Source organism: Niastella vici (assembly GCF_002077945.1).
GTDB classification, from domain to species: Bacteria; Bacteroidota; Bacteroidia; order Chitinophagales; family Chitinophagaceae; genus Niastella; species Niastella vici.
On the sequence record NZ_LVYD01000043.1, the window covers coordinates 201,536 to 220,488 of the forward strand.

General features: G+C 45.3%; 15 protein-coding genes. 5 read left to right on the forward strand and 10 right to left on the reverse strand.

All coding sequences use genetic code 11. The annotated features are described in order from the left end of the window. The first annotated feature begins 192 nt into the window (after window positions 1-192). From A3860_RS13615 to A3860_RS13625, 3 genes are all read left to right on the forward strand, one after another. A complete protein-coding gene (locus A3860_RS13615; RefSeq protein WP_158085240.1) occupies window positions 193-3,489 on the forward strand; it encodes a TonB-dependent receptor in 3,297 nt (1,098 codons plus the stop codon). A 27-nt stretch (window positions 3,490-3,516) separates the two neighbouring features. Then, window positions 3,517-5,067: a RagB/SusD family nutrient uptake outer membrane protein gene (locus tag A3860_RS13620; protein WP_081147253.1), complete on the forward strand. Its 1,551-nt coding sequence runs from the start codon at window positions 3,517-3,519 to the stop codon at window positions 5,065-5,067. A 365-nt stretch (window positions 5,068-5,432) separates the two neighbouring features. Further along, complete coding sequence (locus A3860_RS13625; RefSeq protein WP_081147254.1) at window positions 5,433-7,616, forward strand: family 43 glycosylhydrolase; 2,184 nt, start codon at window positions 5,433-5,435, stop codon at window positions 7,614-7,616. A 141-nt stretch (window positions 7,617-7,757) separates the two neighbouring features. Here the strand turns inward: A3860_RS13625 and A3860_RS13630 are convergent, their stop codons facing one another. The 8 genes from A3860_RS13630 to kaiC form a co-directional block, all read right to left on the reverse strand. Further along, window positions 7,758-9,017 carry a sensor histidine kinase gene (locus tag A3860_RS13630; protein WP_081147255.1) on the reverse strand — a complete coding sequence of 420 codons (1,260 nt, stop codon included), beginning with the start codon at window positions 9,015-9,017 and terminating at the stop codon, window positions 7,758-7,760. Between the two features lie 375 nt (window positions 9,018-9,392). Further along, window positions 9,393-10,580 (reverse strand): sensor histidine kinase, encoded by a 1,188-nt coding sequence (locus tag A3860_RS13635; protein ID WP_081147256.1) that lies wholly within the window; start codon window positions 10,578-10,580, stop codon window positions 9,393-9,395. A gap of 53 nt (window positions 10,581-10,633) precedes the next feature. Then, window positions 10,634-11,083 carry a response regulator gene (locus A3860_RS13640; RefSeq protein WP_081147257.1) on the reverse strand — a complete coding sequence of 150 codons (450 nt, stop codon included), beginning with the start codon at window positions 11,081-11,083 and terminating at the stop codon, window positions 10,634-10,636. Window positions 11,084-11,137: 54 nt separating this feature from the next. Further along, entirely contained in the window at window positions 11,138-11,545 is a 408-nt protein-coding gene (locus A3860_RS13645) for a response regulator (RefSeq protein WP_081147258.1), read from the reverse strand. After that, window positions 11,529-12,830, reverse strand: a complete 1,302-nt coding sequence (locus A3860_RS13650; RefSeq protein ID WP_081147259.1) for a sensor histidine kinase — start codon at window positions 12,828-12,830, stop codon at window positions 11,529-11,531. The genes A3860_RS13645 and A3860_RS13650 overlap by 17 nt, the downstream gene beginning before the upstream one ends. After that, window positions 12,830-13,150 (reverse strand): circadian clock KaiB family protein, encoded by a 321-nt coding sequence (locus A3860_RS13655; RefSeq protein ID WP_081147260.1) that lies wholly within the window; start codon window positions 13,148-13,150, stop codon window positions 12,830-12,832. The genes A3860_RS13650 and A3860_RS13655 overlap by 1 nt, the downstream gene beginning before the upstream one ends. A gap of 1 nt (window position 13,151) precedes the next feature. Beyond that, entirely contained in the window at window positions 13,152-13,505 is a 354-nt protein-coding gene (locus tag A3860_RS13660; protein ID WP_081147261.1) for a circadian clock KaiB family protein, read from the reverse strand. After that, window positions 13,483-15,213 carry a circadian clock protein KaiC gene (kaiC, locus tag A3860_RS13665; RefSeq protein ID WP_081147262.1) on the reverse strand — a complete coding sequence of 577 codons (1,731 nt, stop codon included), beginning with the start codon at window positions 15,211-15,213 and terminating at the stop codon, window positions 13,483-13,485. The genes A3860_RS13660 and kaiC overlap by 23 nt, the downstream gene beginning before the upstream one ends. A 595-nt stretch (window positions 15,214-15,808) precedes the next feature. Between kaiC and A3860_RS13670 the strand changes: the two genes are divergently transcribed. After that, on the forward strand, window positions 15,809-17,059 hold the full coding sequence (locus A3860_RS13670; protein WP_081147263.1) for a multidrug effflux MFS transporter: 1,251 nt from the start codon (window positions 15,809-15,811) through the stop codon (window positions 17,057-17,059). A gap of 30 nt (window positions 17,060-17,089) precedes the next feature. Further along, window positions 17,090-17,494, forward strand: a complete 405-nt coding sequence (locus A3860_RS13675) for a hypothetical protein (protein WP_081147264.1) — start codon at window positions 17,090-17,092, stop codon at window positions 17,492-17,494. Window positions 17,495-17,508: 14 nt separating this feature from the next. On the opposite strand, the gene A3860_RS13680 is transcribed toward A3860_RS13675, so the two are convergent. Together A3860_RS13680 and A3860_RS13685 are read right to left on the reverse strand one after the other, a co-directional pair. Then, window positions 17,509-18,222, reverse strand: coding sequence for a Uma2 family endonuclease (locus tag A3860_RS13680; protein WP_081147265.1), 714 nt, complete (start codon window positions 18,220-18,222; stop codon window positions 17,509-17,511). A gap of 15 nt (window positions 18,223-18,237) precedes the next feature. Beyond that, entirely contained in the window at window positions 18,238-18,924 is a 687-nt protein-coding gene (locus A3860_RS13685; RefSeq protein WP_081147266.1) for a VIT1/CCC1 transporter family protein, read from the reverse strand. Window positions 18,925-18,953: the final 29 nt, after the last annotated feature.

Genomic DNA, 18,953 nt, shown 5'->3' on the forward strand with positions numbered 1-18,953 from the left:
CTAAAGAAAACCGCCCCGATGGCCCTCGGAGCGGTCTGAAATCCCGATACGATCGGGACCAGTCAGGTTAAGCCAACAAATGATGGTGTATCTCTTATTGTTTAACCGAAACAAATCAAATTTATGCATTTTACTGCATGCTGCAACCCCTTTTTGCGTAAAAGAGGGATTGGGCGTAAACTATTGCTTGTAATGAATTTTGTATCAATTTTTCTCCTGGTTGCCTGTTTGAATGTATCGGCCGGCGTGTACTCCCAGCGGGTTACACTCTCGGGCGATAACATGCCGCTGAAACAGGTATTAAAAGAAATAAAAAAGCAAACGGGTTACACCTTTGCTTACCGGGCGGTGTTAATGCAGAAAGCTGAGAAGGTTTCTGTGCATGTGACCAATGCCTCCATTCAACAGGTGTTGGATCTTTGTTTTCACAACCAGCCGCTTACGTATTCCATCTTCAGTAACAACATTGTGGTGGTTAGGGAAAAAGAGGAACCTGCGCCAAAGCCGGAACCGGTTCCACCCATAAAAATTACCGGCAAAATTCTTTCAGAGGCTGGCGCGCCGCTGGCAGGCGCCAATATCCAGGAAAAAGGAAAAACATATGGCACCAGCTCCAAAGAAGATGGTTCATTTGAAATTACAGTAGATGGACCGAAATCAATTCTGGTGATCTCCTATGTTGGCTATGATGGCCGCGAAATTAAAGTAGGCGACCAAACAGAGCTCTCCATAAAATTAACCCAGTCGCCACTTGCCATGAACGAAATGGTGATCATTGGTTATGGGTCCAGGAAAAAAAGCGACCTCACCGGTGCGGTAACAAGTATTAAATCTGGTGATATTACCAAAATAGGCGGCAGCAATGCTGCCGAGGCCTTGCAGGCGAAAGCGCCCGGTGTAACGCTCCTTAATCAGGGTGGTCCCGGTGCAACGCCCACTGTATTTGTAAGAGGGTTGGGCACCAATGGCGATGCCAGTCCGCTCTTTGTAGTCGACGGTATGATGGTCTCCAGCATCGCTTACCTGGCGCCCCAGGATATTGCTTCCATGGAGATCTTAAAGGATGCATCGGCTACCGCCATCTATGGTTCACGCGGCGCAAATGGCGTAATTCTCGTAACCACTAAAAAAGGCCGCAGTGGTAAACCTGTGGTTACATTTAATACATCACACGGTTTCCAATTTCTTACCCGCAAGTATGAAGTGGGCAATGCCCGTCAGTATGCCGAACTGGTAAACCTCTTTAACAGCAATGCCGGCAAAGCGGCTGCATACAATCTGGATACTATCAGTGGTGGAACCGACTGGACAAAAGAAGTCACCCAAAAAGGTATCGTAAGCGATTATTCATTGGGCGTATCGGGCGGTTCTGAAAATGTAAAGTATAATATCAGCGCTTCGTATCATAAAGAAGATGGCGTGATCAAATTCACCAGCTTCGACCGCATTACCCTGCGCGCCAACAACGAATACAAATTGAACAAACGAATTACAATAGGGCACAACCTGGCGATTGCCAACAACCGTTATATTGGTACCGCCCAATGGAACGGCGGCCGCGGTCTGAATTCCATGTACCGCATTTCGCCGCTGTTAAGCGTGCGTAAAGCCGACGGTTCCTTTACGCCCGGTCAGGACCCCGATATCATCAACCCCTATGCATCTTTTTACCTGAACCAGGATGTAAGATCAAAACCCCTGCAATTTGTAGGGAATGCTTATCTGAACTTTGAAATAGTAGACGGGCTTACCTTCCGCAGCAGCTACGGTACCGATTTCACCCTTGGCCGTGTTGATGCGTACATTCCGGCATTTAATATTTCGAGCCCCAACCAGATCCAGGCCAGTAATTCAATTGAAGATGGGTTCAGTACCACCAATACCTGGCTTTGGGAGAACACCCTTAACTATAATAAAACGTTTGCCCGCGATCACCAGATCGATCTGCTGGCTGGTTATACCGCGCAGAACAGCGACTACAGATCGATCGACTTAACCGGTTCGGGTCTGTTGTCTACCGCCGATGATTACCGGTATATAAATGCCCTGCCCACTACCAGCCTTACCTGGACGGGGGGGATGCCTTCGAGCGAATCGATCCTCTCTTATTTGTTCAGGGCCAACTATACTTACAAGAACCGTTATTTTTTAACCGCCTCTTACCGGGCCGATGGTTCTTCAAAATTTGCCGATGGCAAGAAGTGGGGTAGTTTTCCTTCTGTAGCACTCGGCTGGCGGGCATCGGAAGAAGAATTCCTGAAGAACGTTTCATGGATCAATAATTTGAAACTGCGTGGCAGCTGGGGCCAGATCGGTAACAACAAGATCCCGAACTATCAAACATACAGCACGCTTACACAAGACAACGTATACTCTGGTGTGTTCAACAGCGTATTCTACAACAGCGCTACCATTACGGCTGCTGCCAACCCCGGTATTACCTGGGAAGTGGCTGAACAAACCGACCTCGGCGCCGAATTCGCCACCCTCAATAACCGGTTGAAAGTGGAATTTGATTACTATAACCGCGAAACCAGGAACCTGTTGCTGCAATTGCCTATTCCCGGCGGAAGCACCGGTTTGCTCACTGCTGCTTATACCAATGCTGGTACAGTACGCAATACCGGTATAGAATTTTCAGCAGATTGGAGTGATAAAATAGGCGAGCTGAGCTATGGCGTACGGGTAACCGGTAGCGCCAATAAGAACCGGATCATTGACTTCCGCAACCAAACTGTTTACACCGGCGACTGGATGGTTCCCTCTACGCACATTTCAGTGGCAGGCCAGCCCATCGGCGACTTCTACGGTTATAAAGTAGCCGGCATTGCGCAAACCCAGGCCCAGATCGATGCGTTGAATGATGATGCGGTGAAAAAATCGGGTGTTGCCGGTAAACAATACTGGAGCGGCTTAAAACCCGGCGACCTCATCTTTCAGGATCTGAATGGCGATGGCTTTATTGATGTAAAAGATAAAACAGATATCGGTTCGCCCCATGCGAAATTTATTGGCGGCCTTTCCTTAAATGCTTCCTGGAAAGGGTTCGATGCGGCCATTGACCTCATGTACAGCTATGGCGCCAAAATTTATAACGCCACCCGCAACCAGTTCCTGACCTCCGGTTTGAGCAATATGAATGTGGAATGGCTCGATTCCTGGACGCCCACCCATACCAATACCAGCATTCCCCGCTATGCAGTGAATACGTCAACTTCGCAGCAAAGCGACTTTAATATCGCCAATGCCACTTATTTCAAAGCACGGTATATTGAAGTGGGCTATACTTTCGATAAAAGCATTGCCCAAAAAATTTCAGCCAGCAGGCTGCGCCTGTACATCAGCGCTACCAATCCTTTTTATATAACCAAATACAAAGGTTTTTCACCTGAAGTATCGAACTCATACGGTGTGAGCACCATGGGCGACGACTTCCGTACGTACCCTGTTTCGGGAACTGTGAAAGCAGGACTGAATGTAACCTTCTAACAATTGCAAATTTTAATTTGAGCGAAAATGAAACGATTAGCTAACATTTATATATCACTGGCCATTTTGGGAACGGTATCGTGCAGCAAGAGTTTTCTCGACAAAGCGCCCCAGGGGGTGCTTTCAACGGCCACCATTACTTCTGACACTACTACATTAGGCATGGCCGTGAACCGCCTGTATGGTTCACTGGCCTGGCGCGAATACACGTTGGGCCGCCAGCAATGGAGCACGCATGAACTCTGCGGCGACGATTTTATTCCCGGTTCCGACGCCGCTATGAATTTCTTTCAGAATTATACCTATCCGGCAGATCATGGGTATATTCAACAATACTGGGACAGAACCTATCAGAACATTCACTATGCCAATGTGGTGATCGACAATGCACCCACCGTAGGTAAAAGTGCACCGTTTTCGGGAACCTTGTATGAAGCACAGGGGAAATTCTTCCGCGCTTACTATCATTTCGATCTCACGAATGTATTTGGCGATGCGCCCATGCGCGACCACGACCCATCAGCAGAAGAATACAATATTCCTAAAAGTTCGCATGCCGATATTATAAAGCTGGTTATTTCAGATCTGAAATTTGCCAGCGCTTACCTGCCAACCCGGCAACAGTGGGGCACCAGCCAACTGGGCCGCATTACAAAAGGCACCGCACAGGGTTTGCTGGCCAAAGTATATCTGTACGAGCAGGATTATGCGAATGCGAAACTGTATGCCGACTCCGTGATCAACGGCGGCGAATACAGCCTGTTCAGCAACTATCGCAATTTATTTAGTCCCGATAATTTGTATTGCTCAGAGAACATGATGCCGGGCGGCTATATTTTCAACAGCTCTATCTGGAGCGGCCGCTGGTACAACCCTTACCTGCAATACCAGGGTTTGCCTTCTTTTGCCAACGGTGTAATATACCCATCGCCTAACCTCGTGAATAGTTATGAAAGCGGCGACCCGCGTTTTACAGCCACCATCTTTACCAAAACCGATACCATTATTGGATACAACAATAACAAACCGGTTGCTTTTCCTTCCAATTCAAATTATGCCAACAAAAAGGTCATTTGGCCTTACTTATACTGGAATCAATCGAACTTCTCGTTCCAGAATGTAAACCCTATGTTCCTGCGCTATGCCGATATTATATTGATCGATGCGGAAGCCAGCAATGAACAGGGCAATACGGCCGATGCATTGAAATACCTGGAGCAGATCCGTTACCGCGCGCGGGGCAATATGACCTTTGCTGCTACTGTGACTGCAGGTATGAATGGCGGCGCCGGAATTCTTCCGCAGGTAACAACCACCGATAAAACACAATTGCGCCTGGCCATTTGGAAAGAGCGCCGCATTGAGCTGGCGCTGGAATTCAACCGCTGGTTCGACCTGGTGCGTTACAACAAAGTGGCGGCCGCCGATGGCAGCAGTGGTACAGGATACACGGAGAACCTGTTGAAGAATGTATATGGCCGAACTGGTTTCAGCTATGCCAAATTCAGCCGTTTCCCCATTCCGGCTACCTACATCACATCCTCAAATGGGGTGTTGATCCAGAATAGTAACTGGTAAAAATAGGGTGGGTCGCCCTTTAGGTGGGTCGCACTTACAGAGCGGCTCACCTAAAATCAGGGTGAGCCAGCCTCTAAGGCTGACCCACCCAGCCCCAATGGCTGACCCACCCAATAAAAATATAAGTTGGACGTTCACAAGCGCAGAGCCATGGCCATTCCGGTTAATCGGGGTGGCCTTTTTTATTACATTTGGGGGGTATTACCTTTCAAAAGCGATTAATTGTTATATTGCCCTTTAAAACGTCAATTACACATTTAAAATAACGATGAAATGTCCATGGCAAAATTTTCATTATTATAATTGGCTAATGAAAATTTTGCCATGGTAAATTCCATCTGGCAAAAAAAAATAATAATTTTCAGATGAAAAAGGTTATTCCCATCTGGCTTGCCTTGAGTATGGTTTTATTTGCACAGGCGCAGCAACCAAAAAGCAAGGCTGCCGGTAAAACCAATAGCCCCGCTCTTAAGGAACCCTATAAGGCTTACCTCTTTGTATACTTTACCGGTAACAGCAAAAGCGATGAAGCCATTCGTTTTGCCATTAGTAATGATGGCTATCATTTCCGGGCTTTAAACAGCGATAAAGCGGTTATTTCTTCTGAAAAGATCAGTTCAACCGGTGGTGTTCGCGACCCGCATATCATTCGCGGCGCCGATGGTAAAACCTTTTATATGGTAGTTACCGATATGACATCTGACCTTGGCTGGAATTCGAACCGGGCCATGGTTTTATTGAAGTCAAATGACCTCATTAACTGGACTTCGAGCGTAGTGAATATTCAAAAACGTTTTCCGGGGAACGACAGCCTGCTCCGCGTATGGGCGCCGCAAACCATCTATGATGCGAAAGCCGGAAAATACATGGTCTATTTTTCAATGAAGCATGGTAATGATCCCGACAAGATCTATTATGCGTATGCCAACAAAGACTTTACCGACCTGGAAGCCGAACCCAGGCAGCTTTTCTTTCATCCGCAAAATAAGTCCTGTATCGATGGAGATATTATGTATGCATTTGGCAAATTCCATCTCTTCTTTAAAACGGAAGGGGAGGGTAATGGAATTAAGAAAGCGGTTTCAGCTAAACTAACCGAAGGCTATGTGCTGGAAGATAAATACCTGCAGCAAACTACCGAGGCGGTGGAAGGGGCGGGCACCTTTAAGCTGAACAACGTGAACGAATGGATCCTGATGTACGATGTATACATGAAAGGGAAATACCAGTTCACCAAAACCAGCGATCTGGAACATTTTAAAGCCATTGACCAGGAGGTTACCATGAATTTTCATCCGCGGCATGGTACTGTAATGTCGATCACAAAGGAAGAAGCGGAACGCCTGGTGAAACAATGGTTACCTTTCGATGATGCCATTACCAATGTATCTTCAAAGCAGATAAAAAGTATCAATGTGGCATTGGATACGGCAAAGAAAACGCTGGTGCTTCCGGTAAAGCCCGGTACCGATCTGAAACATTTCAATCCAGGTATGGTAACATATCCGGGTGTAACGATCACTGCAAAACCCGGTAATTTTTCGACTGGTGCAGTTACTTATACCGTTTCTATTGCAGGCAGGGGATCACTGCAGTATTCGGTAGTGGCAAAAGAATACCATAACCCTGCATTGGAAGGCTTTTACGCCGATCCCGATATTTTATATGCTGAGAAAACCGGTAAGTTTTATCTCTATCCTACCAGCGATGGGTTTAACAACTGGTCAGGTACTTATTTCAAATGTTTTTCTTCCAGCGATCTCGTGAACTGGAAAGATGAAGGAATTATCCTCGATCTGAATAAGGATGTAAGCTGGGCTAACCGGAATGCCTGGGCGCCCTGTATTGTAGAAAAGAAGATAAACGGACAGTACAAATACTTTTACTATTTCACCGCTGCACAAAAAGTGGGCGTGGCAGTAAGCGACAATCCCACCGGACCTTTTGTTGATGCGGGAAAGCCGTTGATCGCCGACAAACCGGAAGGCGTTAAAGGCGGACAGGTGATTGACCCGGATGTATTTACCGATCCCAAAACCAATAAAACCTATTTGTATTGGGGAAATGGATTTATGGCAGGAGCTGAATTAAATGATGACATGACTTCCATTAAACAGGAAACGCGGACCATTTTACAACCCGGTGCTACTTTTCGCGAAGGCACCCATGTCTTCTACCGCAATGGAACGTATTATTTTTCCTGGTCAGAGAATGATACCCGCGATCCCGATTACCGGGTTCGTTATGGAACGGCTGACGGCCCATTGGGAAAGATCAATATCCCGGAAAATAATCTCCTGATAGCAAAGGATGCAACACAGGGCATTTATGCAACGGGCCATCATACAACCATTCAGGTGCCGGGTAAAGACGAGTGGTACATCGTGTATCACCGGTTTAATTATCCCAATGGCATCAATATGGGACGGGCGGCTGGTTTCAACAGGGAAGTGTGCATCGATAAGCTGGAATTCAACAGCGATGGCAGTATTAAACAAACGAAGCCAACGCATGAAGGAATAAAGCCGGTTGTTTTGAAGAAGAACTGAAAATGTATGTTCTGAAATAGAAAAAGACCGTCCTGTTTAACCGGGATGGTCTTTTTTATTCACCCTGAGCGAAGCGAAGGGCCAACTGCGAACTTTGAACTATAAACTGCGAACTAAAAAACTAAAAAACTAACAAACTATCTACTGCCTTCCCCTACACCTCACCGTAAATACGGTCCCTTCCTTATCACGGCTCGAAAAATGAACACAGCCATTCAGTAGTTCCATATACCGTTTAACGATATGTAAGCCCAATCCGGTGCCCTCAATGCCGGCAGTATTTTTTGCCCTGAAAAAATTATTGAAGATATAGGGCTGGTCTTCAGCAGGAATACCTATGCCCTGATCTCGGATCTGTATGGTGAGCTCATTGTCGGCGATCTCAATATAAAGATCAATAGGTTGGTCTTCGCAGGAATATTTACTGGCGTTTGACAGCAGGTTCAATAAAATGTTATGAAGGATATTTTTAACCAGTACGATCGTTGTATCACCGCGATGGGTGTAACGAATGGTTTGTCCGTTCTTCAGCGAGCTGTCCATTTGCTCTATTACGGCTGTGGCAAATTGTTTTATGTCAAAAAATTCAAAGACCATTTCGGTCTTTCCCTCTTCGATCTTGTCTGATGCCAGGAAATCGTTAACAATGCCTATAAGTTGTTGAGAAGAAGCGTTGATCCGGCTTATGTGTTTTGCCCGTTGTTCGGCATATTGTCCTTCGTTATAATCTTCCAGAATGGAAGCGCTGGTCAATATGCTGGTAAGCGGGGTCTTTAATTCATGGGAAGCCATAGAGAAGAATTGTCTTCTGCGCACGCTCATTTCTTTTTCGCGGTTCAGTGAATTGATCAATTCCCGGGTGCGTTCTTTCACCCGGTCTTCCAGCTCATTATACACCTGTATATTTTCCATGGTCACGGCCGTAATATCGGCCAGTGATTGCAACATGATCACATCTTCTTCCGCCGGCAAATGTTGATGCGCCCAGTAAGTACCAATAGCGCCAATGGGTTCTATACTTCTTATGGGCACCATCACCAGGCTTTTGACAAAGGTAGGGCGGTAGGCATCTATAGGTATGCGGCTGTCGGCATAAATATCTTCAATGACAACCGATTCGCGATGCAGCATTGACCAGCCACTTACACAGCTATGCATAGGGAAGCGCTGCCCTTTCCACAATGGGCTAATGGCGTCTTCATCGGCATAATAACACATACCGTTGTCGCGCAAAACAAAGGTGGCGCCGTCGGCGCCGCTTATATCACGGGCTGTTCTTCGAACAATATGCATTACAGTTTCAATGTTCCTTGCAAGCGATAAATGCTGCACTGCCTGCACCAGGCTTTTCACGGCATACTTATGCATGCTGCTTTCTTCAAGAGCCATTTGGACGTTCATAATTCACTACGGGTCATTACGTTAAAAATTGGTCGGGCACTTATTCTATGAAGGAATTGGTTTGGTGACGGGTAAGATAGGAATGTTAAAACAGGATAGTCAGGATTGTATAGTGTAATTTATACAATTTAAGTGAAAGTAGAGATAGCTGGTCTTTGATTTAGATTAATTTCTCCTTAAAACTCATCAAATACGGTTGGTGCAAAGAAGGCTGCATTGATTATTTTTATTCACAATCATTTCATTAATAACGGCTTTATGATGTGGAGACTGGCAGCTTTTTTTATCGCTTTTTTACATGCCATGCTGTTGATGGGGCAACAGCCCTTTGCAAAGAATGATCTTCAAAGGCTGGCTGGGCGAAAAATAAAAGGATCAGGTTGCCGGAAGATATACCTGAAATGCCGCGCCTTTGTCGGGCTCCGATGTTGCTGTTACATAGCCATGGTGATTAAGCGTTACTTTTTTTACAATGGAAAGCCCGATGCCGGTTCCCAATGCATCTTTTTTCAGCCGTTTAAATACATCAAAGATGTTTTCAGCATGCTGTTGTTCAAAGCCAATTCCTTTATCAGCGAAAGTGATCTGGTAATAGGAACGGGTTTTAACCGGCAACTCCGCCGGCAGCAGGTCTTTTGTTAACAGCGTTGATGTTATTGAGATCTCCGGCAATTCTCCGGGTTTGGCAAATTTGATGGCGTTTGATAACAGATTTAAAAAAAGCTGATAAAGCTGGAACCGGATACCGTTTATAACAGGAAGTTTTTCTGCTTTAATGCGTGCGTTGTTTTCCTGGATGGTTAACTCCAGATCGTTTTTTACCGTCTGTAAAATTTCATTCAGATCTATAGTTTCAGGTGCCGCGCTTTCAATTGATACCCTTGAATACAATAACACCGATTCCATCAATGCCTGCATATGCTCTGCAGAAGTAATGATCTTTTGTGTAAATTTTCGATTCTCCTCTGGTGATTTATTTTCTTCCAGTTGCCGGTCGGCAAAGATCCTGATCTTTCTCACCGGTTCTTTCAGGTCATGGCTTACTATATAAGCAAACGAGGAAAGTTCTGCATTCAGGATCTCCAGCTCCTGGTTCTTTGCTTCCAGTTCAAGCGCGTTGCTGAGCAGCCGGTCTTCATATTTTTTCCGTTCGGTAAGGTCCCTGGTCACTTTTGAAAAACCGATTATTTCGCCACTTTCATCATGAAGAGCTGTGATCACCACGCTCGCCCAAAACAGGCTTTTATCTTTTTTTACGCGCCAGCCTTCGGCAGCTGCCCTGCCGGTTGTTGAAGCAGCTTGTAAGAGCCGGTCGGGTAAACCATTTTTAACATCTTCCGCAGTATAGAATTGCCTGAAGTTCTTTCCTATGATCTCGCTGGCTTTGTACCCTTTGATCATTTCGGCACCGATGTTCCAGTTTTGTATATCCCCGTTTTTATTCAGTAATAAGATCGCATAGTCCTGCACCTCAGCAATCATTTTGTGGTACCGTTCTTCGCTTCTTCGCAACTCTTCGGCCAAACGGATATAGTCTGGCGCATTTTCACTTTTAAGTTTCATAATTTCATATTTAATTCTAAGGTATGCGTATTACGGGTATATGCATATCTTTTTTAGGCAACAATAATATTGTGACTTCTGGTAGCTTCAATTGATTTCAGTGTGGCTACCAGTTTGTCTTTCGGGGAGCCGCTGATCTTTTCTAAGAAATCCTGCAATTTGATAAAGCTGTGCGGTTTTTCCAGATAGCAAACGGCTCCTGCTTTAATGGCTTTGTTACCGTCAATTTTAGCAGCAGAGGTGGAGTACATTACTACGGGGATAGCCTTCAGGCGATCGTCCCTTTTTATGGTTTTCAAACTTTCCCACCCATCGAGTTCGGGCATATTGATGTCCAGAAAAATGATCTCGGGAGGTATGCGGGCAGCTGAAAGTTGAGTGATCAATTCTTTACCATTCGTTGCTCTGTAAAATTCAATATGCGTGTCGATATTCCTGAGGGCTTCCTCAAATAATTCTGTATCATCCTGATCATCATCGGCCAAAAAAAATTTTCGGATCAATGTTCTTTGTTAAAGATTAAAAAATACGGTATAGTTAGGATCATTAAGCCTGTTTTAGATCAGCTCCAGCATTTCATTGATCATTTTATGATACCCTTCCGGTGAAAATGGTTTTTCCAGCACCGACCGCGCGCCCAGTTGCATGCTTTTTTTTACCAGGTAATCATCGGTATAGGTTGAATACATAAATACCGGGATCTTTTTATACTGAATGTTGTTCTTTAATATCGTAAGGGTTTGTAACCCATTGCATTTTGGCATATTCTGATCAAGGATAATGAGATCGGGAAATGTGCCATTATGCGCTTTTGCCAGGTACTCGAACACCTCTTCGCCGTTTTCAACCGGTGGTAACAGCACAAGGTCGGCCCGGTTATTGAGAAATTGAAAAAAGAACCCGCGGTCGTCGGGGTCATCCTCGGCCAATAATATTTTTTTTCTTATTTTATCCGGTGTTACCATTCAACTGTTGTTTTAGCGGTAATACGATCATAAACGTTGTTCCCTTCCCTACGATGCTTTTTACCTGGATAAGGCCATGGTGTTTTTCAATGATCTTTTTGGTAATGGCCAATCCAATGCCTGTACCTTCAAAAGAATCTTTCGAATGAAGGCGTTGAAAAAGGGAAAAAACGATACCTGCATATTTATCTTCAAAACCTATTCCATTGTCTTCGATGGTCAGCAGGCAAAAGGGCCCGGCCGTTTTTTCGGGACTCGTGAAACTTTTACTGGCCAAATAACTTGCTTTTATTTTTATTATGGGTGGTTCGTCCTCTTTTGAGAATTTTAATGAATTGGAGATCAGGTTTTGAAAAACCTGGCGGATCTGTCCCCGGATGACCTCCAGAACCGGCAGGTTATCATAAAGGACTTTTGCTTTTTTATCGGCTATCATTAATTCAAAATCATCGAGCAATTCTTTCAATATGATGTTCAGGTCGGTTGGTGAAAATTCACCATCATCGGCAGAGAGCCTTGAGTAATTGAGGATATCAATGATCAATGATTTCATTCTGTCGGCGGAGCCAATGATCTTTTCGAGGTGCGCCATTTGCTCCATGTTTAAATTACCTGCATTATTTTTTAAGAAATTGGAAAACATTTGAATTTTCCGCAAGGGTTCCTGCAGATCATGGGATGCCACCGACGCAAATTGCTGCAGGTCGTGGTTGCTGGCCTCCAGGGTTTTGTTTAAATGTTCCAGTTGCCGGTTGTTTTCCTGCAGTTTTCTTTGTGTTGCTTTTTGCAGCGTGAGATCGGTGATGATCACGCTTAATGAAATCCCATCTGCCAGCTCAAGCGCCGTTAATGACAGCTGAACGGGCGTGCGGCGTTCCTGGTAAACGATCTCTACTTCCCCCTTGCAATACCCCTTCCAGGAGTTGGCAAAGAGTTGTTGGTAAAATGACAGGTCGCTTTTTGTAATGAACAGTTCAAAGGGAAGCCCGATGATGGCTGAAAGCGGCAGGCCGGTCATTTCACTGAATTGTGAGTTGGCAAATAAAATAATGCCCTCCTGGCTAAGCGTTAAGGCGCCTTCGGTCATTTTTTCAATGAATACCCGGTAAGCATGATCTGCCGTTTTAAGCGTATATAATTCATGGGTTGAACCGTTTTGCACTACAATGGCGTCTACCTGCCCCGTACGAAGCGCCTCAATAGTTTCGAGTGCTTCGTATAACTGGCGGCGGGTATCTTCCAGTTCCCGGCTCAGGCCATTGGTAAGTTTTGCATTGCTTTCCATCACATATTCACCTCAAGGGCTTTTAAAACTTTTTCAGTTTCGGATAGGTCACCAATCAGTTTTCGTTCGGGTAATGGAAGCTTTTTTATTAACAAAGGCAGGGCAATGAGTTGTTCCTGCTGTGCCAGCTCAACATCCTGATAAACGTCAATGACCTGCAGATCGTAACGGTCTTTTAAATACGACTCGCATATATTACGAATGTTGATGATAGCCCTCGCTGAGTTGGGCGATGCGCCTGTAATGTACAGACGAAGCTTGTATTCTGTGGGTGGTCTATCTGTTTTTTTCGCTTCGGTTTCCGGGCGCTTTTTTTTCATGTTATTTTTTTATGGGCCTCAGGTCAAGACCTACCAGCACTTTTTCCTCATTTGATAAGTCGCCGATTATTTTTCGAACCGGTACCGGCATTTTCCTTACAAGCGTTGGAATAGCCAGTATTTGATCGCCGGCGGCCAGTTGCGGGTTCAATAACAGGTCTATCACTTCCAGCTCATACCGGTTACTTAAATGTTGTTCACAATATCTTTTCAGGTTAATGAGCGCAGCGGTACTTTTGGGGGTATTGCCGGCTATATATAACCGCAACATCCATTTTTCTTCCCTGGGCCTGCTGGTTCTTGCACCACGCTGCATCAGTTGTTTTTCCGTATTATTTTTTGTTGACTTTGCCATTTTCTGTATATCGGCTGTTGCGGTTTTGAGTTAATTGTTGCCGGTTCTTTTCCATGATCTCTTTCTTCAGATCATCTTCTACAAAAGTTTTATTCAATTCTTCCTGTACCGATTCAAATTCTTCTTTCAGGGACGCGATCTTCGCTTCAAGCACCAGTCTTTTGCGCTCAATTTCCCGGTTCTTGCGGTTAGCTGCATTGCTGCGTATGGCGGCGCCGGTATATTCCTGCAATTCCTGTGCTTCCCGGGCCGAACCTATCAATATGCCGTCGGGGCCCAGGTAAACGTCTATCAGTTCCAGTCCCTTACTGGTGATCACAAATTCCCGTACCTGGTTGCTATGGCCCATGCCTCTTGATTTCATGATGTAAATGCCCCGGTTGCGTTCCCCGTTGTTTTCCATGTCGCGCACCTGAACCCAGGCATCTACAAGGGAAGAAATGCCCTCATCGGTCTGTGGCAAATTTTCCTTATCGTGGGTCAGCGCAGTGAAAAGCACGGTGATGCCTTCATTCTGTAAAAAATCGAGTAAACGCATCAGCATGGATTTTACTTCGCCGAGTGAAGCAACGGCCACCAGGTTGGTAATGGGATCAAGGATCACCATACGGGGTTTGAACTGCTTTACTTTTTTGTGAATGGCCACCAGGTGCGATTCCAGCCCATGCAGGGTAGGGCGGGTGGCAACGATCTGTAATAATCCGGTATCAATATATTTATTCAGATCGATATTGATCGATCTCATATTCCTGACGATCTGCTGGGGCGATTCTTCAAACGCAAAGAAAAGGCAACGTTCTTTGCGACCACAGGAGGCATTGGCAAAATAAGCAGCAATGCTGGTTTTACCGGTACCTGCCGTACCCGATACCAAAATAGAACTGCCCCGGTAAAATCCTTTTCCACCCAACATGCCGTCAAGGGAATCAATGCCGCTGGAGATCCGTTGTGAAGAAACATCCCGTCCCAGTAATAAGGAGGTAACCGGCAAAACAGATATGCCGTCTTCATCAATGAGGAAGGGATATTCATTGGTGCCATGCAGGGAACCCCGGTATTTGACCACCCGCAAAAGCCGGGTCGAGATCTGATTGATAACCCGGTGCTCCAGGAGGATCACACAATCCGAAACATACTCTTCCAATCCATGCCGCGTGAGCATCCCTGTTCCTTTTTCGGCGGTAATGATAGCGGTTACGCCTTTGTCCTTGAGCCAGCTAAAAAGCCTTCTCAATTCTGCACGCAGAATGGCTTCATTATCGAAAGTGCCGAATAAATTCTCGATCGTATCAAGCATTACCCGTTTGGCGCCAATGCTGTCAATAGCATGCCCCAGGCGAATAAATAATCCATCAAGGTCGTACAACCCGGTTTCTTCAATTTCACTGCGGTCTACATGCACATGATCGATCCACAGCAACCCGTCTTTTTGCAGCTTTTTTAAATTTAAACCCAGGGATGCTACATTTTGTTCCAGGTCTTCAGCCTTTTCCTCAAAAACCATAATAACGCCGGGCTCCTTATGATCCAACGCGCCGCGCACTATAAATTCAACGGATAAAAGTGTTTTACCTGCACCGGCACCGCCACAAATAAGTGTGGGGCGGCCAGTGGGCAGGCCACCATAAGTGATTTCATCAAAACCATTTATACCGGTGGGGGTCTTCTTTAATACAGTCGTATTATTTTTATTTATTGAACGTGACATGCAAAAACGCGATTTAATACTGTAGCATGTAATTACATAAAAATGGAGCCAGTGAAAGAAATGATAGGTTTAGGGGAAAAATTTCTACAATTTGAATCTGCGTTTAATCAATGCGATCAGTAAGGGATGAGTTGAAAGTAAAAGCCCGCCCGATACATCGGGCGGGCCTTCTGTTGTTAGTACCACTATGAATGGTTCGGAAGTACCATAAGAATAAAAAAAGGACAAGGCGATTTCTTATGGTTAAATGATACCACTAAATTAATGTGCGCGCATTTGCCGAAAAAATGCAGTTGGTCACGAATTCATAAATGCCCTATTGAAAAAAAGCCCTCGCGGCTGAGCCGGAGAGCTTTCCCGTTTTGCTTCTAAACACCAGTGATATTTTATATACAAATACCCCTGTAGTGAATAGATCGTATACCATAACAACAAGGATAAGGCGCCCTCTTACGGCAGGGCTTTATGGTTAACGGTTAGTTGAGACAGCTAATTTAACAAGTACCTTTTTGCAGCCGAAATGCAGTTTGTCACGAATTCTCATCGATTTTTATTTTGATAAGTTGAGGCCTGTTATAATAACTTTGTTGTACGAATGAATAATAAACGACCCACCCAGAACTATTATCTGATTCTCATCCTGGGCCTCCTGACCGCCATTGGGCCCTTTTCGATCGACATGTACCTGCCGGCCTTTCCTGATATTGCCAAAGGGCTGCATACAACCGTTGCGCAGGTGATGTTGTCATTATCAAGCTTTTTCATTGGTATTTCTGCGGGGCAAATGATCTACGGCCCCTTGCTGGAGCGCTTCGGCAGAAAGAAACCATTGTACGTGGGCCTTTCTATTTATTTGCTGGCTTCGCTGGGTTGCGCATTGGCCGCTTCGGTGCAGGCATTGATAGTGCTGCGTTTGTTACAGGCCCTGGGCGGTTGTGTAGGCATGGTAGCGGCCCGCGCCATGGTACGCGACCTGTTTGATGTTTCGGAGAATGCCAAAGTATTTTCCATGTTGATGCTGGTAGTTGCGGTATCGCCCATTATTGCGCCTACAGCAGGTGGTTATATCACCGCTGCATTAGGCTGGCGCTGGGTGTTTGTACTGTTGATGATCGTTGATGTAATTATTTTGGCCGGTATCTATTTCTTATTACCCGAAAGCAAACAACCCAATCCAGATTTTTCTTTAAAGCCGGTTTCTATCATCAGTAATTTTGCAGGCATTATAAAACACCCACAGTTTTACACCTACGCATTAACGGCAGCCATTTCGGCCGCAGGCCTGTACGCTTATATTGGCGGTTCGCCTTCTGTGTTCATGGGTATCTTTCATGTAAGTGAGAAGCAATATGGCTGGATCTTCGCGTTGATTGCCATGGGCCTTATTGGCGCCAGCCAGATCAACACCGTGATCCTGAAAACTTATTCCAGCGAACAGATCATTAAAGTGGCCCTGGCTTGTCAAAGCACGATCGGTGTGGTGCTGGTGGCGCTCACTTTACTGGGCTGGAACGATCTGTTCATCACCATCTTCCTCATCTTTCTGTTTTTGTGTTGCCAGGGCTTTACGTTCCCCAATGCCTCGGCGCTTTCGTTGGCCGCATTTGGCCATAATGCGGGCAGCGCATCGGCATTACTGGGCGCCATTCAAATGAGTATTGGCGCCTGTACATCGGCCCTGGTAAGCGTATTCCAGAATAATACGGCATTGCCCATGGCGGCTGTAATGGCCTGCTGCGCCATCGGGGCGTTCTCTGTTTTCAGGTTGGGAAGGAATATTATTTGTCAGAAAGCCCGCGCCACGGCGGTGGAAGAGGAAGATGTGGAGATGATAAGTACGTTGTAAAGAATACCCTGAATGTAGTATGTTTGCGCCATGAAATATTCTCAATGGATCGGCATTGCAGCGGCCATTTGTCTTGTTTTGGCTGGTTTTTTACCCTGGACCTATCATCCCGACCTGGATAAGAACTTTACCGGGTTCTTTTCAGAAAATAAAGCTTACGGAAAGCCTGGAATTGTTTTTATCGTTATTTGCACGATGGCCGTAGTATTTTTTGCCATCCAACGTATTTGGGCCAAACGCTGGAACATGTTCATCTGCGCCCTCGTTGTGGCATATGCTATAAGAAGTTATATTGTATATTCAGGTTGTTACCGCGGTATTTGTCCCGATAAAAAAGCCGGTTTATGGATGATGCTGATATCTGCCTTCGTTATGATGGGAATGGCGTTGTTTCCTGATATGAAGTTGACAGAAGACAATAAGCAGGGGCAATAGGCACCTTTTAAAATTTACTTAACCGCATTTACCAGGCGGGTACCTCTGTAAATGGCTTGCATGGAAAGAGACACCCCTACAGTAGGTAATTGAACCGTTTGTTGCAGCGTTTTGCATTCTTGCAGTACCCACCGGTTAAGCGCATTGATTTGAAATACTTCGACTGTAATTTTTTCGGTATCAATAAGCATGTACTCCTTTAATGTGGGTATATCGCGGTATAAATTAAATTTGGTGCCCCGGTCATAATCCCTGGTGCTTTTTGACAGTATTTCAATGATGATGGTGGGTTGAGTAACTGTATCTTCATTTATAATAGTTGGATTGCCACAATAGATGGAGATATCAGGGTAGGTAAATAATGTATTTTCGGGAATATGCATTCTCATATCGCTCCCAAAAGGACGGCAGGCGCTATTTTTCAATTGTATACACAATTCTCCAAAGACATTTGAAAAAATAAAGTTGTGCCTGGGGGTGGCGCCAGCCATGGCAAATATTTCGCCCTGGTAGTATTCATGCTTCTCGTTGGAAGCACGCTCCATTTCAAGGTATTCTTCAATGGTATAGTGTTGTTTGTTATACGACACCGCAGCTTCTTTTACTTCCCAGATTTCACCGTTGTGGTATTGGTACTGCACATTAGGTGAGCGTTCCATTCCAAAGAATTCTTCAAGGGTATAGCGTTTTTTGCTGTTGTCCTCTGCTGGTTCGTTTTTCTTTTCCATACCCTAATATACAAATTATTCAAATATCTTCGCCACCCCAAAAGCTGCCCCTGCAGCCACTGCGCCAATCAGCATCACTTTTAATGCACCGCCCAGGGGATGCACACCTGTCATCCGGCTTTTAAAGTAACCAAAGACGAACAGGCAAATTAAGGTTACGAGCACGGATATCTTCAACGCTTCTACCGGTGTATCAATAAAAAAATAAGGACTTAAAGGCACCAACCCGCCAACTACATACGAAAGTCCAATGTTCAGCGCCGATTTGGTAGCTCTTTGGGGATCGGGTTTATCGAGCCCAAGTTCATACTTCATCATAAAATCGACCCATACCTTTTTATCTTTTGCAATTTCTTCTGCCGCTTTATATTGTACTTCTTCACTAAGCCCCAGATTTCCAAAAAACTCCCGCACTTCTTCTTTTTCTTTTTCAGGCACCGCATCTACTTCTTCGTACTCGCGCTTCAGCTCACTGTTATAATGGTCAATTTCTGTTTTACCAGCCAGGTAACCGCCCAGTCCCATAGCAATGGAACCGGCGGCAATTTCTGCAATACCAGCAATTATAATGATGCCGGTTGAGCTAACTGCACCACTTAGGCCGGCCGCCAGTGCAAAAGGCACAGTGAGCCCATCGCTCATCCCTATTACAATATCCCTGAGCATTTCCGAACTTTGCAGGTGTTCTTCCTTGTGATCCATTTTAAGCTCTTTGGTTTAAACTTACGAAC